Genomic DNA, 21,704 nt, shown 5'->3' on the forward strand with positions numbered 1-21,704 from the left:
GGTCAGATCATGCCGCCGACGCCGCAGAGGGATGCGAGAAGGCCGGCATAGGCCACCATGCCGGCGTCGGGCCCGGGCCCGACGCCGGCGGCGCCAATTTCAGGCCCGTCTCAGGACCGGGCGCGACCGCCGCGGGGGACGTTGCGGAACGCGATGCCGTGGTCCGGGGCCGCCTCGCGCGGCATGCCGAGCACGCGCTCGCTGATGACGTTGCGGGCGATCTCGGTGGTCCCGCCGGCCACGGTAGCGATCGTGCGGATCAGGTAGCCCACGCCGCAGGCGGCGGCCGGGTCGTCGTCGGCCCAGGCCGCGCCGATGGCGCCGGCGATCTCGTAGGTGATCGTGTCGCGGCGCGTGCCGAAGTGGCCGGCGAACAGCCGGCCGATCGCCGACGACTGCGGGTGCAGCCGGCCCGTGGTCATGCCGGCGGCGAGCCGACGGTTCAGCTGCTCGCGCACCACGGAGAGCAGCCGCGCCTCGCCGATCAGCTCCCGCGTCCTCGGGTCGTCGAGCCGGCCCAGCCGGCTGGCGATCGGGACAAGCGGCGCGTCGATGCCGGCGCTGCCGCGGCGGGTGTGGCTGGGGCTGGTCACGAACGGTGAGTTGCTCGCCTGCCGCTCGTGCATCATCCAGCGGGTGCCGACGGTCCAGCCGCCGTCGACGTCGCCGAGACGCTCGCTGTCGGGCACCCGGACATCGGTGAGGTACTCCTGGCAGAACTCCTTCGAGCCGTTGAGCATCTCGATGCGGCTGATCTCGATGCCCGGCTGGTGGATCGGCAGCATGAACACGCTCAGCCCGCGGTGCTTGGGCACGTCCCAGTTCGTGCGGGCCAGGCACAGCGCCCAGTCGGACCACCAGGCGCCGGTGCTCCAGATCTTCGAGCCGTTGAGCACCCACTCGTCGCCCTCGGCGACGGCCGACATGAGCGCCCCGGCGACGTCGGACCCGCCGCTCGGCTCGGAGAGGAACTGGATCCAGATCTCCTCGCCGCGCAGGATCGCCGGCAGGTGGCGGTGCTTCTGCTCCTCGCTGCCGAACTCGAGGATGACCGCGGCGCATGGCGAGAGCGTCGGCACCTGCAGGTGGCGCGGGAACTCGTAGCCGGCGAGTTCCTCGTTCAGGACCTGCTGGTGCGCGGCGGTGAGCCCCTGGCCGCCGTACTCGCGCGGGAAGGTGATGCCCGCGAGGCCCGCGTCGAACAGCATCCGCTGCAGCTTGCGGGCGTGCGCGACCTCGGCGAGCTCCTGCTCGTCGGTCAGCGTCCGCCGCAGCGTGCGGACCGTCTCGTCCTGCTTGAGATTGCCCCGGATGAATCGGCGCGCCCGCTCCCGGAAGCTGTCGAGGTCCTCGACGTCGCCCGCCGCGCCCGCCCGCGGCGCCGACGGGACGGCGGCGCGCGGGGCCGCGGGCGTCTCCTCCGGCTGAGTGTCGTCGCCCGGGGCGGTGGCCTGCGCGACGGCGATGGCGGCCAGCCGCTCCAGGTGCTCGGCCGGGGCGCCGAACAGCGAGCGGTTGACGGCACCCCGGCGCAGGAACAGGTGCAGGTCGTGCTCGAAGGTCACCCCGATGCCGCCGTGCAGCTGGACGCAGTCCTGCAGCAGCTCGACCCCGGGCTCGCCGAGGGCCTTGGCGACGCTGACCAGCTCGTCGGCCCGTGGCGAGCCCGCGTCGACGGCGGCGGCCGCGGCGTCGACGGCGGCGTGCGTCGCCTCGAGCCACATCTTCATGTCGGCGAACCGGTGCTTGAGCGCCTGGTAGGAGGCGAGCGGGCGGCCGAACGAGTAACGGTCGAAGGCCCACTCGACGGTCATGTCGAACGCGCGCTGCAGCGCGCCGACGGTCTCGGCGGTGAGCATGACCAGGGCGAGCTGAAGCTGGCGGCGCACGTCCTCGTCGGCCCCGCCGAGCTCGCCGACGACCGCCGCGCGCGGCAGCCGGACGCCGTCGAAGGTGACCGTGGCGAACCGGCGGGTCAGGTCGAGGGAACGCATCGGCGTGACGGTGACGCCGGCCGCGTCGGCGGGCACGAGCACCTGGGTGAGCCCGTCGCCGGTACGGCCGGTCACCAGCAGGTGGCTCGCGGACCCGGCGGCCTCGACCGGGCGCTTGACCCCGTCGAGCACGACCTCGTCGCCGTCGGCCCGGACGGTGAGGGTGATGGTGCCGAGGCGGTCGTGCGGGGCCGGCTCGGCCAGGCACCACGCACCGACCGTCTCGCCGGCCAGCAGCGCGTCGAGAACGTCGGCCTGCTGGGCGGCGGCCTCGGGCCCCAGGGTGGCGGCGGTGCCCGCCGTCAGCGCGCGGGACAGCGCGGCGGCGACGACGTTCGTCCCGACCAGCGGCCCCGGCGCCGCGTGGGTGCCGAACTCGTAGGCGATCAGGCTCAGGTCGACGACGGGCGCGCCGCTGACGCTGCCACCGCCAAGCTCGTCGTCGACCACCAGCGCGGTCCAGCCGAGCTCGGCGCCGGACCGCCAGTAGTCGCGGCCGAATCCCTCCGGGTCGTCGCGCAGCCGGCGCAGCGCGTCCGGGGCGGCCTCCCGCTCCAGGTAGCGCGCCGTGGTGTCACGCAGGATCTCCTGCTCCGAGCTCAGCTCGATCAGCATGGACTCGACACCCCCGTGGCGGCTCGTGGGCGGTCGCCCTTGCAGATTGATTCATAATTCACTAGAGCAATCTACGATCGGCGGGGCGGAACGCGCCACGATCTGTGGGACCGCCACGACCTGTGGGACGGAGGACACGCTCACGCCCATCCGCCCGCCGGCGGCCGTATACAGGGGAGAACCCTGGCCGGAGTGCCCGGCCGCCCGCCGTCCAGCCGCCCCACAGCCGAAGATCGCATACTGTCGAGGACCCCGACACCATCCCGTCACCACCGCGAGGACCAGCACCGTGCCGCCCAGCCGAACCGTCAAGCTCACGAAGGCGAGCAACGCCGTCGTCGACTACCTCCTCGAGGAGATCTTCGAGGGGCGGCTGCGCTCCGGGCAGCGCATCGACCTCGTCGAGGTGGGCGACGCGCTCGGCCTGTCCCGCAGCCCGGTCCGGGAAGGTCTCGTCATGCTGGAGCGGGACGGGATCGTCTCGATCCGGCCGCACCGCGGGGTGTTCGTCGAGCCGTTCGACGCCGAGTCCGTGCTCGACGACTTCGAGGTGATGGGCCTGCTCTCCGGGGTCGCCGTCTCGCGGCTGGCGCACCAGCGCGACCCGGCGGTCATCGCCGAGCTGGAGCAGCTGATCGCCGACCTGAAGGCCACCGAGTCGATCGAGAGCGTCGGCGAGATCGTCCAGCAGATCCTGCGCGCCCAGCACCGCGCCGGCGGCTCGCGGCGGCTGCGCGCCGAGCTGCGTGCCTTCGCGGGCTTCCTGCCCTGGGTGTTCCGCGTCGAGAGCGGCCTGACACACGCCGATGTCGTCGCCGAGATGGAGCGGGTCATGAACGCCATCGTCGCGGGCGACGGCGAGGCCGCGTCCCGCCAGCGCGTAGCGGACTTCCGCGCCGCCGGCGAACGCGTCATCTCGGCCCTCACCACCCGCGGCATCCTCTGAACCTGGCCTGAACCGGCGGGTGCCGGCGCTGGTCAGGTCTCCTGGAGGCCGCCCATGTGGTGGCCGCCGTCGACGGAGAGGACCTGGCCGGTGATGTACGAGGCGGCGTCGCTCGCGAAGAAGGCGATCGCCTGGGCCACCTCGTCGGGCCGGCCGACCCGGCCGAGCGGGGTGCCCGCGGCGATGTCGCCCGGGTCGATGCCGGCGACGTCCCAGGCCGCGGCCGCCCGCTCGGAGGCGATCCCGCCCACGGCGACGCAGTTGGCGCGGATGCCGTAGTGCCCCCACTCGGCGGCGGTGACCTTGGTGAACATCTGCAGCGCCGCCTTCGCCGCGGCGTAGTGCGCTCCGCCCCTGACGCCGTACACGCCCGCGTCCGAGGAGATGTTGACGATCGTGCCGGAGCGCTGCGCGACGAAGTGCCTGCCGGCCTCACGGGTGCAGAAGTAGGCCGCGCGGACGTTGAGGTCGAAGCTCGCGTCCCAGCCCTTGGTCGGCAGGGTCCGCAGCGGGCCCATCCGGGTGCCGCCGGCGTTGTTCACCAGGATGTCGACGTGTCCGAGCTCCTCGACGGTGCGCTCGACGAGGGCGACGACCTGCTCCTCGTCCTTGATGTTCGTCGGCACCGGCAGGCAGCGCCGGCCGGTGGCGTCCCGCACCGCCGCCGACGTGCGCTCCAGGTCGGCGACGGTGCGGGCGGCGATGGCGACGTCGGCGCCGTAGGCGGCCAGCAGGCTGGCGGTGGCGGCGCCGATGCCGGTGCCGCCACCCGTCACGATCGCCACGCGGCCCGTGAGGTCGTAGGGAGCATCCATAGAGCGAGAACCTCTTCCTTCTTCGAAGGTCCGGGCTTGCCAGTCGGGTACCGGCCGGTCAGCGCCAGAAGCGGGCGGTGGACTCGTAGGCCCGCCGGCAGAACTCGGGGACCGGCAGCTGGCGCAGCTCGGCGGACAGCACCTCGACGCTCACCAGACCGTCGAAGCCGCGCTCGAGCAGGGCCGAGGCGAACCTCTCCAGGTCCAGCTCGCCGTCGCCGGGCATGACGCGGCGGTGCATCGTCTCGGATATCCCGCTGCCGACGGGTGGCGGCGCGTCGTCGAACTGCAGATAGGCGATCTCCGCCAGCGGGATCGCCGCCAGCTCCTCCCAGGTGCTCTTCCCACGGAAGAAGTGCCAGGTGTCGATCAGCACTCCCGCCTGCCCGGCGCCGGCGGCGGCCACCACGTCCCTGGCCTCGGAGATCGTCCCGACGAAGCCCATCGGGCTGAACTCGACGGCGAGCCCCGCCCCGGCCTCGGCGAGTGTCTGGGCGCAGCGCCGGATCAGCGGCGCGGTCTGGGCGGTCAGCTTCGCCCGGAACCCGGCGAGCACCCAGCGGGCACCGAGCACGGCCGCCGCCTCGGCGAGCCTGGCCGCCTGCGCCAGCGTCTCCTCGGCGTCCTCGCTGACCAGCAGCGCGAGCACCTCGTGGCAGCGCAGCCCGGCGGCGTCCAGCGTCTTCGCGGCGGCCGCGGTCGCGTTGCCGGCGGCCATGCCGACGGAGGTGAAGCCCGCCCCCGCGGCGGCCGCGGCCAGCCCCGGAACGTCAATGTCCCACCGTGAGTCGGGAGTCAACGCGATCTCGACCGCCATGGGTTCTCCTCATCACATATTCTCCTCATCACATACTCGCGTCGGCCCGCACGCCGCCACGACCCCCCTTCCCCACCGATTGGCTGTGGGACGGCTCGGCGCCCGTCGGCGCGTTCGGCGCCGATGCCGCTCGGTAGCCAATCCGGACCTCCCAGATCGGCTCCGCCGATCCGGCAGGGACCCCGGGGGACCCCGCGGACAAATCGGCGCAGAAAAAGAAGGAGAGCGCACGGAAGCCAGGCCGGGGGTCAGGCCGGCTGGCGGGGCATGACGGTGACGGAGGGGATGCTGCCCCGGCAGCGCAGGACGCCGTCGAGGACACGCAGCAGCTCGTCGACGTCGAGCAGGGCGCCGGTCTGGTAGCCGCGGCTGACCCACAGCGGCCGGACCTTCGCGGCGTAGTCCCAGTCCCAGTCGGCAGGGAACTCGCTCTGGCCGGGGCCCTCGCCGCCGGCGCAGTCGCCGACGACGACGCGGGTGAAGCCGACGTCGGGGTGCTCCGTGCGGAAGGCCTCGACGAGCTTGTCGAGGGCCGCCTTGCTGACCGCGTAGGCGGCGAACCCGGGCCAGACGGGCGTCAGCGACGCACTGATCGAGGACAGGTACGCCGCGACCCCGCCGGAGGCCTTCAGGTGGGGCAGCGCGGCCGCGGTGACGAGGGCGGCCCCGGTCACGTTGGTGTCGAAGGTGCGCCGCCAGGTCGCCGCGCCCACGCGCTCGACCGGCGACAGCGGCCCGATGCCGGCGCTGTAGACGACGGCGTCGATGCCCCCCAACCCGGTCGCGGCCTCTTCGATCGCTGCCTGGCAGCTCGCCTCGTCGGTGACGTCGCACTCGATGGCGAGCGTGCCGGGCCCCGCCTCCTTCGCCGCGTCCACCAGCCGCTCGCGACGACGCGCCAACAGCGCGACCTGGTCGCCGCGGCGGCCCAGGTCGACGCCAATGCACCTCCCGAGCCCGCTCGACGCCCCGACCACCACAGCCTTCACCAGGACTCCCTTCTCGGCCGCCGGCCGCGCGCGGCGGCCGGTCGGACCTGACTGGGTCCCGAGATGGCACGAGCACGGCCGCCACGGCCCGGGACCCGGCGGCCGCGCTGCCATCGGTGGTCAGAGGACGAACGGCAGGCTCTCGTAGCCGCGGACGGTGCTGGTGTGCAGCCGGACGGCGCGGTCCCGGTCGACGTCCCACGCTGGGAAGCGACGCAGCGTCTCCTCGATCGCGACGCGCGCCTCCAGGCGGGCGAGGCCGGCGCCGAGGCAGAAGTGGATGCCGTGGCCGAAGGAGACGTGGCTGTCGAACGTCCGGTGGATGTCGAAGCGGTCGGGGTCCGGGTACCTGCGGTCGTCGCGGCCGGCGGAGCCGGTGAGCAGCAGCACCTTCGACATCGCCGGGATCGTCACCCCGTGCAGCTCGACCTCGCGGGTGGTCATGCGGCCCTGGACCGGCGACGGCGCCTCGTAGCGCATCAGCTCCTCGACCGTGTTCGGGGCGAGCGCCGGGTTGGCGGCCAGTTCGGCCCGCTGGTCGGGATGGTCGGCGAGCACCGAGCCGAACCAGCCGAGGAGGCGGGCGACGGTCTCCGTGCCGGCGCTGACGATCTCCTGGGCGACGGTCGCGGCCTGGTCGGTGGTCAGGCGGCGCGGGCCGTCCTCGGAGGCGATCTCGGCCTCGGCGAGGCCGGTGATCATGTCGTCGCGGGGTGCCTCGCGGCGCACCTCGATCTGCTTGTGCCAGTACGCCTTGAGCTTCACGGTGGCCGCGCGTGAGATCTCGTTGCTCATCCCGGCGGTCTCGTCGTGGTGGAACGTCAGGTCGATCGTCCTGCGGATCTCCTCGCGGTCCGCCGGGTCGACGCCGATGAGCTCGGAGATCACCTTCGACGGGAGCTGCGCGGCGAAGTCCTGGACGTAGTCGAAGCCGCTCCCGCCGACGTGCGGGTCGAGCATCTGGGCGCACAGGCCGCGGATGTGGCCCTCCAACCGGGCGACCCGGCGCGGGGTGAACGCCCGGGAGACGAGCGCGCGCAGCATGTTGTGGACCGGGGGGTCGGAGAAGATCAGGAACACGGGCGGCATCGGCTCCGGGCTCATGATCTCCAGGACGGTGCCGTGCGCGGAGCTGAACGTCGCCGCGTCGCGGTGGGCCTCGTCGACGTCGGCGTGGCGGGCGAGCGCGTAGAAGCCGAACCGCTCGTTGCGGTAGAGGGGTGACTCGGCGCGCATCCGCTCCCACACCGGGTACGGATCGGTGTCGATCGTCTTGTCGAACGGGTCCCAGTACAGGTCAGCAACGGCCGCCGGCGTCATCATCAGTCCTTGGGTTCATCGCATCCACCGCGGTTGTCCGCGGTCCGTCCGCCGCTCGGGCGGCCGGCACGTCGACGGCGACGGCCCTGGCGGGCATGCCCGCCGTCGCGCATTTGAACACTGTTACAACGAGTGAACGCACACTCCCCCGCGTCGCGGGAGATGTCAAGACCCGTCCGGATTGCCAGGTCGCGGGAGCGCGCCCCCGGGCCCGTCCGGCCGGCCGCGCGGGGTGCGCGGCCGGCCGGACGGGCCCGGTCAGGCAGCCGGGCGCGGTCAGGCGGCCGGTCAGCGCGCGGCCGGTCAGCGCAGCGCGGTGCCGATGATCTGGGGCAGGTCCAGGGTCGTGCGGATACCGGGGAGCGCCGCGACGACGGCGGGGATCGCATTGACCGGGCGATGGGCGGTGTAACCGGGTGACGTCGCGGCCATCTCATCGAGCGTGACGGGGAAGCGCAGGGTGATGTCGAGCGGGGCGTCGCCCTCGACGGACACGCGCCAGCCGGTGTCCAGCAGTTCCCAGGCGGGATCGAGGTCGGTACTGCAGTACCAGTTCGCCCGGAACTCCAGGAACGGTGTGCCGCCGCGCAGGCCCGTGACGGTGACGCGCTGCGCGGCCACCGTCCCCGCGGCGATGCGGCCGGCGGCTATGTCGACGTCGTGGGTCGCGACGGCGACCTCGCCGGAGGCGGTGATCTCCTCGATCGGCGCGCCGAACGCGTCGGCGGTCAGCGACAGCGAGGGGCCGAAGGCCTCGCCCAGGTACGCCGCGCGACGGTCGTCGAACGCCGCCGGCGGCTGCCCGTAACCCATGAGGTTGAAAATCATGTCGGGCGAGTCGCGCCGCGACATGTCGGCGTACTCGTTGATGACGATCCGGTCGAGCCGGCGCTGAAGGGAGGAGACCACGAGCGGGAGCGCCTCGGAGATGAACCCGGGGCTGGAGCCGGTGCTGTGGATCGAGGTGCCGCCGGCCGCGCAGGCCTTCTCCACCTGGGCGCGCAGGGTGGGATCCATGCTGGCCGGGCGGTGGAACTCGCCGCGGGTGGTGACGATGTTCGCCCCGGACTCGAGCAGCCGGCACGCCTCGTCGACGTCCAGCCGTGCCGGCATGTAGAGCACGCAGTCGGCGCCGAGAGCCACGATGTCGTCGATGCTGGTGGTCGCCAGGACGCCGGTGGTGGTGCCCAGTCCTGCCAGCTCGCCGGCGTCCTTGCCCGCTTTGTCGTCGCTGTAGACGTAGAGCCCGACCAGCTCCAGGTCCGGGTGTTCGATGACCGACCGCAGCGAGCGGGTGCCGATGTTGCCGGTCGCCCACTGGACGACCCGTAGTGGAGCCTGTCCTAACGCGGCGTCGCCGGACGTCGTGGTCATGAGTCTGCCCTCCTGAGCAGGAACGCGCCGCCAGGTGCGCCGCCGCCGGTGGAGACGACCGCGGTGCGGGCGTCGGCGACCTGGCGGGGGCCGGCCTCGTGGCGCAGTTGGGTGATCGCCTCGTACAGGAATCCGAAGCCGTGCAGCCGGCCCTCGGAGAGCTGGCCGCCGTGCGGGTTGAGCGGCAGGTCGCCGTCCAGGGCGATCCGCCGTCCCTTGTCCAGCCAGTCCTGCGCCTCGCCGAAGCCGCAGAAGCCCAGCCCCTCGAGCCAGGAGATCGCGTTGAAGGTGAAGCCGTCGTACAGGCAGGCGAAGTCGACGTCGGCGGGAGTCAGGTCGGTGCGGGTCCACAGGTGCGCGGCCGGGCCGAGCACCACTGGTTCATGCGTCATCATGCCCTGGTCCCAGGAGACGCGTTCGTTGATCTGTGTGCCGACGGCCTCGACCTTCACGGCCGGCTTCGGCAGGTCCGCCGCGGCGTCGGCGGCCGAGACGATGACGGCGACGGAACCGTCGCAGGGGACGTCACAGTCGTAGAGGCCGAACGGCGTCGAGACGAGGCGGGCCGACATGTAGTCGTCCAGGGTCATCGGGGCCCGGTAGATCGCGTCCGGGTTGCGGGCGGCGTTCGCCCGGCCGTTGAGCGCGATCGCGGCGAGCATCTCCCGGGAGGCGCCGTAGCGGTACATGTACTGGCTGGCCTGCATGGCGATCCAGCTCGCCGCCGAGATGGCGCCGAACGGGTGGCGCCACTCGGTGTTCAGGCCGGTGGCCCGGCCGGGCATCCCCCCGAGGCGCAGCTCGCGGTAGGTGGACTCCCACACGGTCCGGAAGCACAGCACGTGCCGACAGAGGCCCGCCGACACCGCCAGCATCGCCTGCACGACCGCGCCAGTCTGGCCGGGCAGGTCACCGCCGCCGTTGAACCAGGTCGGGCGCAGGCGCAGCGCCTCCTCCACGGAGGTGACACCGCCCTCGCTCATGCCCATGCCGCCGGTGCCGGGATAGGTCGACAGGCCGTCGATGTCCTCGGGGGTGAGCCCCGCGTCGGCGATCGCCTTCAGGCATGCGTCGGTCGTGAGCGACAGCGGGTCGACCATGAGCCGGCGCCCGATCCTCGATCGGCCGATGCCGGAGAGGACCACGTCGTGCTCGAAGCGACGGGCGGACAGCGGCGCGCGGGGCGCGGGGAGGTTCGGCTCGCCGACGCGGTCCCGGGTCTCGTCGGGCTCGCCGGTCGGCTCGAACAGCGGCAGCCAGACGTCCTCACGCTGCTCGAAGGTGACCTGGACCCGCTGGCCGATGTGCACCTCGACCGGCTCGCAGCCGACGATGTTGGTGGTCAGGCGGACGTCGTCGCTCTCCTCGATCGCAACCACGGCGACCACGTACGGCGGCTTCAGGTCGGGCAGCCACTGCTGGACGTTGACGGTGTAGCCGACGACGCTGGCACGGCCCGACACCGCCTTCGGCGAGACGGCGCTGCTGCGGCACGTGGGACAGACCGGGACCGGGGGGTGCACGAGCGTGCCGCAGTCGTCGCAGCCCTGGATGCGCAGGATGCCGTCGGCGCCGGACTTCCAGAACCACTCGGTCGCCGGGGTCAGCGCGGGGAGAGGCGGCATCGCGGCTCCTTGTCGACTGAGGCCCGCCGGCCGTGGACGCCGGGCGGGCCAGTCGCGTCGTGGCATGCGGGATGGCGTGCGAGGTTACGGGCTTGCATCGTGAGTGGTACCACGTTTTCAACATCGACGTCGAAACAAGCCTGGCGGGCTGGACGCCCCGACACGGGGAGATCACACGGCGCGACAACATCACCCAACCGGCAGCCGCACGTATACTAGAACCGGTTATCTCTACCCGCCGGTACGGTGACCTGACGGGGAGGCGCCACCATCATCGGCCTTCCGGCCGGCCCTTCGGCCGGCGGGGTGGGAGCAGAACGGGAGCGGGCATTGGTGACGGCAGTGCCGGCTGACCGCGACAAACCGACCGGTCCGCGCTCACGCAAGGGCGTCGCCACCAGAGCCAGGCTGCTCGGGGCGGCCAAGGCGGTGTTCGAGGAGGACGGTTTCCTCGAGGCGAGGATCTCCGATATCGCCGAGCGCGCCGGCCTGTCGCACGGCTCGTTCTACCACTATTTCGACTCCAAGGAGCAGATCTTCCGCGAGGTCGCCATGGCCCTCTCGGACCTGCTGCATTCCCCGCTGAGCACGGTGATCTTCGACCCGTCCTCCACCGCGTCCCCACAGGAGCGCATCCGCGCCGGCAACCGTCGGTTCCTGGAGGACTATCGGCGCGAGGCAAAGATCATCGGTGTCATCGAGCAGGTCTGCCGCCACGACACGCACCTCAACATGGTGCGTTTCGAGCACCAGCAGCGCGACCGGGAACGCATCTCGAACTCGATTGCGCAACTGCAGCGAAAGGGCTGGGTCGACCCCACCATCAATCCGACGATCGCAGCATCGGCGCTCGGCGCGATGGTGACCCGCTTCGCGGAGATGTGGCTCGTCCAGGGTCTTTTCAAGCCGGATTTCGACGAAGGCGTCGAGCAGCTGACGCACCTTTTCCTGAACGCGCTGAACCTGCGCGAGATGCCGACGGACGCGGACGCCGCCGAATAACGCCGACGACCGGCGCCGCCAGGCAGGCGCACCGGGCAAGATCGTGGGACAAGGCCGCCACGTAACGTCACCGGGCACTCCCCCCGGCGCTCTCGGCCCTCCGCGACCCCACCCGACGATCCCGCTGGCGGGACGGCGCGCACCTCTTTGGACGGGCTCCGCCGGCACGGAGCGCTCACGCTCGAGCTCCCATGCCTGAGCTGGCGTGATAATTCCGACTCTGACGTCAACGTCGTACAATTACGCTGCTCCGCCGACCTCCACCAATCAGGCCTTGGGCGACGAGGCGGGGCGACGCTGGCGACCGGTCCCTCGCGGGCTACCCGGCCGCGGAGCTAGCTCCGGAAGCCCGCGGACCGGGCGTCACAGCATGGCCCGGCCGACGCCCAAGGTCCCCGCGGGCCCGGGAACTGCTGTCGCCACCCGGCATCAACCTGGACGACATCACCATCGAAGGTGGGTACACGATGCGAACAGTTGTGGTCGGCGCCTCCAGCGGGTTAGGGCGTGCCATCGGGATCGCCCTCGCCCAGCGCGGCCAGCAGGTCGCGCTGCTCGCCCGGCGCAAGGACCGGCTGGACGACGCGGTCGCGGAGGCGGGTTCCGGCGCGGTCGCGATCTCCTGCGACGTCACGGACGAGACGTCTGTCAAGGCGGCGATCGAGGAGGCCGCGGCCGCGCTGGGCGGCATCGACTCCGTCGTCTACGCCACCGGCATCGGCATCCTCAAGCGGCTGGTCGACCTCGACACCGCCGCCTGGCACCACGTGTTCGACACCAACGTCATCGGCGCGTCCCACGTCACCGCGGCGGCGATCCCGTACCTGACGGAGGCGAAGGGCGTCGTCGCCTACCTGTCGTCCATCACCGGCTCGGTCACCGAGCCGTGGCCGGGGCTCGGCTCCTACGCGGTCAGCAAGGCCGCGCTGGACAAGCTGATCGAGGCCTACCGGGTCGAGCACCCGACCGTCGGCTTCACCCGAGTGACGGTCGGGAACTGCTTCGGTGGCGAAGGCGGCTCCGGGACCGAGTTCCCGTATAGCTGGGACCCCGCGCTGGCGGGCGTGGTGCACCCGATCTGGGCCGCGCGCGACTACGTCAACTCGGACTTCGTCAACATCGACGACCTGATCAACGTGGTGCACACCGTCATTACCAACGGCGCGGCACTGAAGCACGTGGTCGTCGACGCGCGCCGGTCAGCCCCGCTCCCGCTCGACGTCCCCAGCGGCCAGCCGGGCAGCATCCAGGACGTGCTCGACGCGCTTCCGGGCCAGGCCGCCGCTGCCGACTGACGAGCATTGAGAACAGGCCGCCAAGTGCCACCTGGCGGCCTGTTCTCGGCTCTTCTGGCCGCTTCCGCGGCGGGCGCGGGCCCGGCACGCGCGACACCAGCGACGTCGCTCGCCCCGGCCCGCGCCGTCGGGGTCAGGGAGCGGGGACCTCGATGACGACGGCGCTGGCCATGCCGCCACCCGCGCACATCGCGGACACGGCCTTGCCGCCACCGCGCCGGCGCAGCTCGTGGGTCAGCGTGATGATCTGACGGGCACCCGTCATCGCGATCGGGTGGCCGAGGCTGCAGCCGCTACCGAGGTAGTTGACGATCTCGTCGTCGATCCCCAGCAGCTGGCAGGCGGCGGCCGGCACCGACGCGAACGCCTCGTTGATCTCCCAGAGGGCGATGTCCTGGATGGACAGGCCGGCGCGATCGAGCGCCTTCGGGATCGCCTTCACCGGCGCGAGACCCGTCTCGGCCGGCGGGACCCCGACGGAGGCCCAGGCGCGGACGATCGCGAGCGGCTCGAGCCCGTTCGCCTCGGCGAACTCACGCGAGGTGAGCACCACCGCGCCGGCGCCGTCGTTCGAGCCGGACGCGTTGCCGGCCGTGATGCTGAAGCCCTCGATCTCCGGGTGCAGCACCCTGAGCTTGGCGAGCTTCTCCATGCTCGTGTCCCGGCGCGGGTGCTCGTCGGTGTCGAAGGAGAACGTCGTGCCGTCGCGGCGGGTCACCTCGACCGGGACGATCTCCTCCTTGAACGCGCCCGCGTCGATGCCCGCGACCGCGCGCTGGTGTGACCGCAGCGCCCAGGCGTCCAGGTCCTCGCGGGACAGGCCCGTCTTCACGGCGGCATTCCAGCCAACCGTGACCGACATGTCGTAGTTCGGGGCCTCGGGCGTGTTGCGGTGGGTGGGCGAGTACCAGTCCTCGACGTCGTCGGTGCCCGGCTTGCGGCGCTTGGCGCGGGGCGACGTGGACGAGGAGTTCGTGCCGCCGGCGACGACCACCCGGTCCATGCCGGTCATGATCGAGGCGGCGGCGGTCTGGATCGCGGCCATCCCGGACGCGCAGTGCCGGTTGTGGGCGACGCCCGGCGCGTTCGTGAGGCCGGCCTCGATCGCCGCGTACCGGGCGATGTCGCCGCCGCCGTACAGGGCCTCGCCGAGGACGACGTCGTCGACGACGTCCGGGTCGATGCCGGCGCGGCGGACGGCCTCGCCGACCACGAGCGTGGCCAGCTCGAACGCGTCGACGTCGAGCAGGGAACCCTTGATCGCGGTGCCCACCGGCGTCCGGGCTGTCGAAACAATCACCGCTTCGTGCACGTCAACAGCGCTCCTTCTCAGGCATGGCGGAACGGGGGCCCACAGCGTCCGGTCAGGTTGGCGTGCGGCGGTGCGGGCCCATGCTTAGAATTTTGACGTCGATGTCAAGACTAGGCCCGCGCGGCCGCCTCCCGCCCGGTCGACGCCGGCCGGCTCCGGACGGCGTCACCGTTCGTGGGCCGCCCAGGACATCCGCTCACGGGCCAGGCGGCTCATGAGCGGAGGCCTTGGATCACCTGGATTAGCCTTGGATCACCTGGATTAGAGGCGGTGGCCGCCGGCCGGCGACGGCGCCATCGGGCGGATCATGCTGTCCTGCACGAACGAGGCCACCAGGCCGCCGTCGGCCCGGAAGACATCGCCACGGCCGTAGCCACGGCCCCGCCCGGCGTAGGGGCTGCGCTGCGCGAGCAGCAGCCAGTCGTCGGCGGGCACCGGCTCGTGGAACGTGATCGTGTGCGACAACACGCTGGTCGAGATCGTGCGGTGCGACTGCGACTGCCCCACGCCGGGGTGCGGCCGCATGGCCGTCCCGATGAGGAAGCCGTCCGTGACGAACGCGAGCAGCGCCTGGCTGGACAGCGCGTCGCCGGGGGCGCCCGGCCAGCGCGTCCAGACGTCCAGCTCCGCCGGGCCGACGGCGTCCGGGTCGCTGATGTCGACGTCGCCGACGACCCGTACCTGCCAAGCACCCGGCTCGTCGGACGAGCCGTCCCCGTGGCCGGCGCCCACGGCGTCCCCCGGCTTCGGCGGCTCGTGCGCCGGCGCGGCGTCCGCGTGCCGGATGAAGTCGGGGTCGTCCGCCGACAGCAGGACGGTGGACTGGGAGACGACCTTGCCGCCCTGGCTGATGGTCACCGAGCTGCTGGCCATGCTGCGCCCGGAGTGCAGGCGCGTCACGGCGACGTCGAGCGGGGTGTCCGGCCGGCCAGCGCGGGCGAAGACCGTGTGCAGGGTCTTCACCGTCTTTCCGTCCTGGCCGGCGAGCGCGGCCGCGATCGACTGGGCGAGCAGCTGCCCGCCGAAGACGACCGGGTTGGGCGAGGCGACGCTGCCCGCGGTGTAGCGGTCCTCGCCCGCCGGCTCTAACGCCAGCGAACCGAGGACCGCGTCGACGGTGAACACGGCCCGCCTACTTGGGCGGGAAGCGCAGCGCGCCGTCGAGCCGGATGTTCTCGCCGTTCAGGTACGGGTTGCGGGCGATCGACTCGACCAGCAGCGCGAACTCCTCCGGCCGGCCCAGCCGCTTCGGGAACTGGATGTCCTTGGTCAGCGTCTCCAGCATCTCCGGCCGGATGCCCATCATCTTGGGCGTGCCCATGGTGCCGGGGGCGATCGCGCACACCCGGACACCGATCGGCGCGAAGTCACGCGCCATCGGCAGCGTCATGCCCAGGATGGCCGCCTTGGCCGAGCCGTAGGCGATCTGGCCGGCCTGGCCCTCCAGGCCGGCGAGCGAGCCGACGTTGACGACGACGCCGCGCTGGCCCCACTCGTCCGGCTCGTTGTCGGCGAAGGCGCCCGCGGTGACCAGGCGGCTCATGTTGAAGGTGCCGGTCGCGTTCATCGCCAGCGTGACGATGAACGACTCCTTGTCGTGAGGCTTGTTGCCCCGGCCGACGGTGCGCCCGCCGCCGACGCCGCCGCCGGCGACGTTCACGAGCAGCGACACGGTGCCCAGCGTCTTGGCGGCCTCGATCGCGGCCTGCACGTCCTCGTCGACCGTCGTGTCGCCGCCGACGGCGGTGGCCTGTCCCTCGTCGAACTCCTTGGCCACCGCTTCCGCCGCGTCACCGAACTTGTCGAAGATCACGACCTTCATGCCAAGACCGACGAGGTGGCGCACCGTCGCCGCGCCGAGACCGCCGCCACCGCCGGTCACGATCGCCACGCGTCCGTTCAGGTCCACGTTTCCAACCCTTCTAGAGGGCCAAAGGGTGTGCGAAGATGATCTTCCTTCGCACACCCGGCGGCCACTGTCCCCGGAATTCTGTTCTTTGCTCGACCCACAGACATTACTGACGCCGACGTCAATGTTGGTACACTCACGCCCCGTGACGGCCGGTGGATGTGACGGCCGTCACAGATGGGAGCAGCCACGTGGCGATCTTCACAATGCGGTTCGACTTCCGCAACCCGGCCATAGCCGGGACATCCATGGCCGAACGCTACGAAGCCGCCTTAGCGATGGCGGAGTGGGCAGATCGGCTGGGCTTCCACAGCGTAGGCCTCTCCGAGCACCACGGCGCCGATGACGGGTATCTGCCCAGCCCGCTGACCATGGCGGCCGCCGTCGCCGCCAGGACCAGCAAGATAAAGATCATGATCGCAGCACTGATCGCGCCGTTCCACGACCCGCTGCGCCTCGCGGAGGACACCGCCGTCATCGACCACCTCTCCAAGGGACGGCTCGAACTGGTGCTCGGCGGCGGCTACGTGCCCGCCGAGTTCGAGATGTTCGGCGTCTCGCCCAAGGAGCGCGCCAGGCGGGTCACCGAGCTCATCCAGACCCTGCGCCAGGCCTGGACCGGTGAGCCGTTCGAGTACCGCGGCCGCACCGTGCGGGTCACGCCCGCCGCCTTCTCCCCCGGTGGCCCGGCGATCACCATGGGCGGGAGCTCCGAGGGCGCGGCCCGGCGCGCGGCCCGGCTCGACATCGGCTTCACCCCGACCGACGGCACCACCTGGGACCACTACCGCGACGAGTTGGTCAGGCTCGGCCGTCCCGACCCCGGCCCTCGCTTCGGCGGGCGCACCGGCGCCTTCTTCCACCTGGCGCGGGACGTCGACGCCGGCTGGGAGCGGATCGCGCCGCACGCGCTGCACGAGTCGAACGCGTACGGAGCCTGGCTCACGTCCGGCGGCAGCGGCACCGCGACCGGCGTCTACGCCTCGGCCGAGTCCACCGAGGCGCTGCGCGCGACCGGCCAGTACCGGGTGCTCACCCCGGCCGAACTCGTCGAGGAGCTGCGCGCGCAGGGCCCGTTCGCACTGTGCGTCGTCAATCCGCTGATGGGCGGCATCCCGCCGGAGGTCGCCTGGGGGAGCCTGCGGCTGCTGGAGAACGAGGTCATCCCTAAGCTCTGAGGATGCGGCACTCTGTGCCATAGTGGTGTGGAGGGCGCCCCTCAGGGCAGATCCGGCACCCCGGGGTCCCTCACCGCTCTCCACCAGTGATTGCTTGATTTGCCTAGGACGAGAATGTAATTTCCGTCCCGGCGTCGGGGGTGGCGCGGCCTCAGCAGCGGGGGCCGCGCCACCCCCGGTCCGCCGGGTCCATGACTGTCTCCGCCCGCCGGCCCACTCGGGCCGGCCTCGTCAGGGACGGCGACGCCGCATCGGGGCCTCCCGGGCCCCGGGAGGAGCCGCGTCCACGACGTCAGCACGTTGGCGCGCACCGGCCGGCCCAGGCCGACGGCCGCTCGCCGACACCTGCCGGACGGCGGCCGCGTCGCCATGGGGGCGCGCCCGCCGTCAGCCGAATCCGGTTTGTCTCCCGAATGAAGGTCGCGGACGTGACGGAACTGTACTGGGACCCGTACGACAAGGTGATCGACGTCAACCCGTATCCGGTCTGGCACCGGATGCGCGACGAGGTGCCGGTCTACCTCAACGAGAAGTTCGGTTTCTACGCGCTGTCCCGGTTCAAGGACGTCGACGACGCGAGCCTCGACCCGGCGACCTTCAGCTCCGCCTACGGCACGGTGCTCGAGATCATGGGCGACCAGCCCTTCGACAACGGCATGATCATCTTCACGGACCCGCCGTCGCACACGATGATGCGCGTGCTGGTGTCCCGCGGCTTCACCCCGCGCCGGATCGCCGCGCTGGAGAGCCACATCCGCGGGCTGTGCGCCGAGCTGCTCGACGACCGGGTCGGCAGCGGCGGCTTCGACTTCGTCCAGGACTTCTCCGCGATCCTCCCGTCGATGGTCATCTCCGAGCTGATCGGCGTCGACAAGGCGGACCGCGAGGAGGTCCGGAAGCTGATCGACACCACCTTCTACCTGGACCCGGAGAAGGGGATGTTCAACGACATCTCCTTCGGGGCCCAGATCAAGCTGCACGAGATTTTCGCCGAGCAGATCGAGGCCCGCCGCAAGGCGCCGCGCGATGACGTCATGACGGCGCTGACCGAGGCCGAGATCAAGACGGCCGACGGCACCCGCCGGCTCACCACCAAGGAGGCGTGCGACTTCACCAACCTGCTCGTCTCCGCCGGCACCGAGACCGTCGCCCGCCTGCTCGGCTGGGCCTGCGCGCTGCTCGCCGAGCACCCAGACCAGCGCGCCGCGCTCGCCGCGGACCCGGCGCTGCTCCCGGGCGCCGTCGAGGAGACGCTGCGGTTCGAGGCCCCCTCCCCCGTGCAGGGCCGCACGACCACCCGCGAGCTGGAGATGCACGGGGTCACGATCCCGGAGCACTCCAAGGTGCTGCTGCTGACCGCCGCGGCCAACCGGGACGAGCGCAAGTACCCCGACCCGGACACCTTCGACATCCGGCGCAAGTTCGACAGCCACGTCAGCTTCGGCCACGGCCCGCACTTCTGCCTCGGCGCCTCGCTCGCGCGGATGGAGGGCCGGGTCGCCCTCGAGGAAGTCCTGAAGCGGTTCCCGACCTGGGAGATCGACCACGACAACGTGCACCGGCTGCACACCAGCACCGTGCGCGGCTACGAGAAGCTGCCGATCCTGCTCTGAGTCCCACCGCGCGGCTGGTGGGTGATCCGTCCCGGCTCGCCCACCAGCACCGCCGCCCCCCGACCCCGCCGCTCGTCAGCGTTGCCGAGCGGCGGCCTGGGGAGTCAGTCGGTTCGCATGGGCTCCGCGCCCCGCGGCAGTGACTCCGCGCCCCGCGGCGGTGACGGCGTGCCGGCCGCGCGGTCAGCACGTGTGCTGGGCGCGCTGATCACGAGAAACCGGACGTCGCCCGGCCCGCGGTTGAAGAACTGGTGCGGCAGTCCGGGAGATATCTCGACACCTCTGCCCGGGGCCAGCGCCACGTCGCCGTCGGCCGTTCGCAGGACCGCCTCGCCTTCGAGCACGTAGAAGAACTGGCGCGCCTCGGCGTGGACATGCCATTCCTCACCCGCGCCCGCCGGGACGCGCTCCTCCACGACGGAGAGGCCGGGCCGGTCGACGAGGCGCCACCCGTCCGACACCTCGCCCCAGACGTAGTGCGGGGCGCTGAGACGATCGACTGGCTCGGGCATGGCGACATGGTCCCAGCGGGCGATCGGGCCGGGCCGCCCAGCTGAAGATGATCTCCACAACGGTGGTGGGTACCCAGGGGCCTCCTTATACTGACGCCGATATCAAATTTGGAGAAAGGGGGCGGTCTTGGCTCAGCGCGTCGTCGCGGAAGGCCTGTTCGACTGGCCATCGGACGAGCCCCGGCTCATCGGATCGAAGTGCCAGGTCTGTGGCCTGGTCGCGTTCCCCGCCTACCCGAACTGCCCGAAGTGCGGCTCCCTGGACGTCGCCGAGACCCGGCTGTCCACGCGGGGCACGCTGTGGACGTGGACCCGGCAGCGGTTCCAGCCGAAGAACCCGCCCTACCTCGGCATCGAGCCGGCGGCGGACTTCGTGGGCTACGGGGTCGGGTACATCGAGCTCCCGGAGGCACGCGTCGAGGCCCGGCTCACCGTCGGTGTCGACGAGCCGCTGGAGATCGGTCAGGAGATGGAGCTGACTGTCGTCCCCTTCGCCACGGACGCCGACGGCACCGAGGTGCTGACGTACGCGTTCCGCCCCGTCTCCCAGTCCGTCGAGAGGAGCTGAGGCGGCCGCCATGGACGATGTCGCGATCATCGGGGTCGGCAGGACTCCCTTCGGCCGGTTCCCCGGCCAGACCGCCATCCAGCTGGGTGCGACGGCGGTGCGCGCGGCGCTCGCCGACGCGGGCCTGGAGTGGAAGCAGATCCAGTTCGGCTTCGCCGGCAGTTACGAGGTCGACAACCCGGACGCGGTCATCAATTTCCTGGGCCTGACCGGGATTCCGATCACCGACGTCTACAACGGCTGCGCGACCGCGGCCAGCGCGCTCACCCAGACAGCGAACACGATTCGTCTCGGCGAGTACGAGATCGGTATCGCGATCGGCATGGACAAGCACCCGACCGGTGCCTTCGCCGGTTACTCGGAGGAGTACGGCCTGCCGGCCTGGTACGGCGAGACCGGGCTGTTCCTCACGCCCAAGTTCTTCGCCATGAAGATCCAGCGGTACATGTACGACCACGGAATCTCCCCGGCGACGCTGGCGAAGGCCGCGGCGAAGAACTACCGCAACGGCTCGATCAGCCCGGAGGCGTTCCGGCGCACCCCGATGAGCGAGGAGAAGATCCTCGGCTCGCGGATGGTGAACGACCCGCTCACGCAGTACATGTTCTGCTCGCCGGACGAGGGCGCGGCGGCCGTGATCCTGTGCAAGGCGAGCGTCGCGCACAAGTACACCAGCCGGCCGATCTACCTGAAGGCCTCGGTCGTGCGGACCCGCAAGCTAGGCGCGTTCGAGGTCCACAGCCCGTGGCTGCCGCTGGAGCGGGAGGAGGCGCCCACCGTCTTCGCCTCCCGGGCCGCCTATGAGATGGCCGGCATCGCGCCCGACGACGTCGACGTCGCGCAGCTGCAGGACACCGACGCCGGCGCCGAGGTGATCCACCTGGCCGAGAACGGCCTGTGCAAGGACGGCGAGCAGGAGCGCCTGTACGCCGAGGGCGCCACCGAGATCGGCGGCAGCATCCCGGTCAACACCGACGGCGGCCTCATCGCCAACGGCGAGCCGATCGGCGCCTCCGGGCTCCGCCAGGTCTATGAGCTGACCAGGCAGCTGCGCGGCACCGCCGGCGACCGCCAGGTCCCCGGCACCCCGCGCGTCGGCTACGGCCAGCTCTACGGCGCCCCCGGCACCGCCGGCGTCGCGATCCTCTCTCTCTGACTCTCTGACCTCGCTCTCCGCACCGTCCCGGCCCGGCTCCTCTTGGGCGCCGGGCACCGCGGCGGGTGGCCTGAACACCAGCTACGAATCCGTTCGTACACACACCATTCGTACACACACCAGTGGAGAGGCCGTGGCGCCCGCCTTACGTGACGTCGACGAGGTCGTCGGTGACTACACCGGCCTGTCGCGCGTCGTCCTGGACTACACGCGGCTCATGAAGAGGCTGGTCGACGCCGGTAAGCGGCCGGGGTTCGACGTGGACAGCTGGACGCCGGTGGCCGAACTGGTCGACGTCGAGGGCTTCGAGCGGGTCGGCCCGTTCAAGGAGGTCATGAACTGGCCGGACTACGCGGCCTTCCTGACGACCTGGGCCCGCACCTCCGACTGGGAGTGCTCGTTCCGCCGGATCACCGAGGTCGGCAACGTCGTGCTTCTCGAACTGGAGGAGCGCAGCCGGATCGGTGAGCACAGCAGCATCGTCAACTCGGCCACGGTCTACGACTTCGACGACGACGGCAAGATCGCGTATCTCCGCGTCTACCTGCAGATGGCGTTGCCCGACCCCGAGATGCTGAAGAGCTACGAGGGCATCAAGATCTCGGAGTAGGCCGGCCCGGCCGAAGGCACCCAGCCGCACGGGACGGGCGGGACGGGCCGCCCG

At 71.6% G+C, this 21,704-nt stretch carries 19 protein-coding genes and 1 pseudogene; 8 read left to right on the plus strand and 12 right to left on the minus strand.

The window, feature by feature from the left end; all coding sequences use genetic code 11:
* Positions 1–110 precede the first annotated feature (110 nt).
* Both BCD48_RS53275 and BCD48_RS53280 read right to left on the minus strand, forming a co-directional pair.
* Positions 111–1,484 carry an acyl-CoA dehydrogenase family protein gene (locus tag BCD48_RS53275; protein ID WP_491677121.1) on the minus strand — a complete coding sequence of 458 codons (1,374 nt, stop codon included), beginning with the start codon at positions 1,482–1,484 and terminating at the stop codon, positions 111–113.
* A pseudogene (locus BCD48_RS53280) lies at positions 1,464–2,609 on the minus strand (acyl-CoA dehydrogenase family protein); the annotation flags it as partial. The pseudogene BCD48_RS53280 and the gene BCD48_RS53275, both read right to left, overlap by 21 nt.
* Positions 2,610–2,898: 289 nt before the next feature.
* Between BCD48_RS53280 and BCD48_RS07395 the strand changes: the two are divergent.
* Entirely contained in the window at positions 2,899–3,555 is a 657-nt protein-coding gene (locus tag BCD48_RS07395) for a GntR family transcriptional regulator (RefSeq protein ID WP_071047525.1), read from the plus strand.
* Positions 3,556–3,587: 32 nt separating this feature from the next.
* On the opposite strand, the gene BCD48_RS07400 is transcribed toward BCD48_RS07395, so the two are convergent.
* The 6 genes from BCD48_RS07400 to BCD48_RS07425 all read right to left on the minus strand — a co-directional run bounded on the left by BCD48_RS07400 (position 3,588) and on the right by BCD48_RS07425 (position 10,495).
* On the minus strand, positions 3,588–4,370 hold the full coding sequence (locus BCD48_RS07400) for an SDR family NAD(P)-dependent oxidoreductase (protein ID WP_071047526.1): 783 nt from the start codon (positions 4,368–4,370) through the stop codon (positions 3,588–3,590).
* 58 nt (positions 4,371–4,428) lie between these two features.
* On the minus strand, positions 4,429–5,187 hold the full coding sequence (locus tag BCD48_RS07405; RefSeq protein WP_071047527.1) for a sugar phosphate isomerase/epimerase family protein: 759 nt from the start codon (positions 5,185–5,187) through the stop codon (positions 4,429–4,431).
* A 248-nt stretch (positions 5,188–5,435) separates the two neighbouring features.
* Positions 5,436–6,176: an SDR family oxidoreductase gene (locus BCD48_RS07410; protein ID WP_071047528.1), complete on the minus strand. Its 741-nt coding sequence runs from the start codon at positions 6,174–6,176 to the stop codon at positions 5,436–5,438.
* A 120-nt stretch (positions 6,177–6,296) separates the two neighbouring features.
* On the minus strand, positions 6,297–7,496 hold the full coding sequence (locus tag BCD48_RS07415; protein WP_071047627.1) for a cytochrome P450: 1,200 nt from the start codon (positions 7,494–7,496) through the stop codon (positions 6,297–6,299).
* A gap of 303 nt (positions 7,497–7,799) precedes the next feature.
* On the minus strand, positions 7,800–8,870 hold the full coding sequence (locus tag BCD48_RS07420) for an NAD(P)H-dependent amine dehydrogenase family protein (RefSeq protein WP_071047529.1): 1,071 nt from the start codon (positions 8,868–8,870) through the stop codon (positions 7,800–7,802).
* A complete protein-coding gene (locus BCD48_RS07425; RefSeq protein ID WP_071047530.1) occupies positions 8,867–10,495 on the minus strand; it encodes a thiolase C-terminal domain-containing protein in 1,629 nt (542 codons plus the stop codon). The genes BCD48_RS07420 and BCD48_RS07425 overlap by 4 nt, the downstream gene beginning before the upstream one ends.
* A gap of 330 nt (positions 10,496–10,825) precedes the next feature.
* Between BCD48_RS07425 and BCD48_RS07430 the strand changes: the two genes are divergently transcribed.
* Both BCD48_RS07430 and BCD48_RS07435 read left to right on the plus strand, forming a co-directional pair.
* Complete coding sequence (locus BCD48_RS07430; RefSeq protein ID WP_071047531.1) at positions 10,826–11,497, plus strand: TetR/AcrR family transcriptional regulator; 672 nt, start codon at positions 10,826–10,828, stop codon at positions 11,495–11,497.
* A gap of 467 nt (positions 11,498–11,964) precedes the next feature.
* On the plus strand, positions 11,965–12,792 hold the full coding sequence (locus tag BCD48_RS07435) for an SDR family oxidoreductase (RefSeq protein ID WP_083418289.1): 828 nt from the start codon (positions 11,965–11,967) through the stop codon (positions 12,790–12,792).
* 133 nt (positions 12,793–12,925) lie between these two features.
* Here the strand turns inward: BCD48_RS07435 and BCD48_RS07440 are convergent, their stop codons facing one another.
* The 3 genes from BCD48_RS07440 to BCD48_RS07450 form a co-directional block, all read right to left on the minus strand.
* Positions 12,926–14,104, minus strand: a complete 1,179-nt coding sequence (locus tag BCD48_RS07440) for a thiolase family protein (protein ID WP_071047532.1) — start codon at positions 14,102–14,104, stop codon at positions 12,926–12,928.
* Between the two features lie 261 nt (positions 14,105–14,365).
* Complete coding sequence (locus BCD48_RS07445; RefSeq protein ID WP_071047533.1) at positions 14,366–15,229, minus strand: acyl-CoA thioesterase; 864 nt, start codon at positions 15,227–15,229, stop codon at positions 14,366–14,368.
* A gap of 7 nt (positions 15,230–15,236) precedes the next feature.
* A complete protein-coding gene (locus tag BCD48_RS07450) occupies positions 15,237–16,013 on the minus strand; it encodes an SDR family NAD(P)-dependent oxidoreductase (RefSeq protein WP_071047534.1) in 777 nt (258 codons plus the stop codon).
* A 191-nt stretch (positions 16,014–16,204) separates the two neighbouring features.
* Between BCD48_RS07450 and BCD48_RS07455 the strand changes: the two genes are divergently transcribed.
* Both BCD48_RS07455 and BCD48_RS07460 read left to right on the plus strand, forming a co-directional pair.
* Positions 16,205–17,191, plus strand: a complete 987-nt coding sequence (locus BCD48_RS07455) for an LLM class flavin-dependent oxidoreductase (RefSeq protein WP_198543130.1) — start codon at positions 16,205–16,207, stop codon at positions 17,189–17,191.
* Positions 17,192–17,619: 428 nt separating this feature from the next.
* A complete protein-coding gene (locus BCD48_RS07460; protein ID WP_198543131.1) occupies positions 17,620–18,804 on the plus strand; it encodes a cytochrome P450 in 1,185 nt (394 codons plus the stop codon).
* A 104-nt stretch (positions 18,805–18,908) separates the two neighbouring features.
* Here the strand turns inward: BCD48_RS07460 and BCD48_RS07465 are convergent, their stop codons facing one another.
* Positions 18,909–19,316 (minus strand): cupin domain-containing protein, encoded by a 408-nt coding sequence (locus BCD48_RS07465; RefSeq protein WP_071047536.1) that lies wholly within the window; start codon positions 19,314–19,316, stop codon positions 18,909–18,911.
* A 127-nt stretch (positions 19,317–19,443) separates the two neighbouring features.
* Between BCD48_RS07465 and BCD48_RS07470 the strand changes: the two genes are divergently transcribed.
* The 3 genes from BCD48_RS07470 to BCD48_RS07480 all read left to right on the plus strand — a co-directional run bounded on the left by BCD48_RS07470 (position 19,444) and on the right by BCD48_RS07480 (position 21,650).
* Positions 19,444–19,884, plus strand: a complete 441-nt coding sequence (locus tag BCD48_RS07470) for a Zn-ribbon domain-containing OB-fold protein (RefSeq protein ID WP_083418290.1) — start codon at positions 19,444–19,446, stop codon at positions 19,882–19,884.
* Positions 19,885–19,894: 10 nt separating this feature from the next.
* Positions 19,895–21,040 carry a thiolase family protein gene (locus BCD48_RS07475; RefSeq protein ID WP_071047538.1) on the plus strand — a complete coding sequence of 382 codons (1,146 nt, stop codon included), beginning with the start codon at positions 19,895–19,897 and terminating at the stop codon, positions 21,038–21,040.
* A 133-nt stretch (positions 21,041–21,173) separates the two neighbouring features.
* Positions 21,174–21,650, plus strand: coding sequence for a hypothetical protein (locus tag BCD48_RS07480; protein ID WP_071047539.1), 477 nt, complete (start codon positions 21,174–21,176; stop codon positions 21,648–21,650).
* Positions 21,651–21,704 lie beyond the last annotated feature (54 nt).

The sequence above is a fragment of the Pseudofrankia coriaricola genome, assembly GCF_001854805.1.
Classification (GTDB): Bacteria; Actinomycetota; Actinomycetes; order Frankiales; family Frankiaceae; genus Pseudofrankia.

Coding starts and splice junctions, on each gene's coding strand:
- BCD48_RS07425 (WP_071047530.1), bottom strand. CDS start 10,495: ATGCCGCCTCTCCCCGCGCTGACCCCGGCGACCGAGTGGTTCTGGAAG.
- BCD48_RS07475 (WP_071047538.1), top strand. CDS start 19,895: ATGGACGATGTCGCGATCATCGGGGTCGGCAGGACTCCCTTCGGCCGG.
- BCD48_RS07400 (WP_071047526.1), bottom strand. CDS start 4,370: ATGGATGCTCCCTACGACCTCACGGGCCGCGTGGCGATCGTGACGGGT.
- BCD48_RS07435 (WP_083418289.1), top strand. CDS start 11,965: ATGCGAACAGTTGTGGTCGGCGCCTCCAGCGGGTTAGGGCGTGCCATC.
- BCD48_RS07420 (WP_071047529.1), bottom strand. CDS start 8,870: ATGACCACGACGTCCGGCGACGCCGCGTTAGGACAGGCTCCACTACGG.
- BCD48_RS07415 (WP_071047627.1), bottom strand. CDS start 7,496: ATGACGCCGGCGGCCGTTGCTGACCTGTACTGGGACCCGTTCGACAAG.
- BCD48_RS07465 (WP_071047536.1), bottom strand. CDS start 19,316: ATGCCCGAGCCAGTCGATCGTCTCAGCGCCCCGCACTACGTCTGGGGC.
- BCD48_RS07405 (WP_071047527.1), bottom strand. CDS start 5,187: ATGGCGGTCGAGATCGCGTTGACTCCCGACTCACGGTGGGACATTGAC.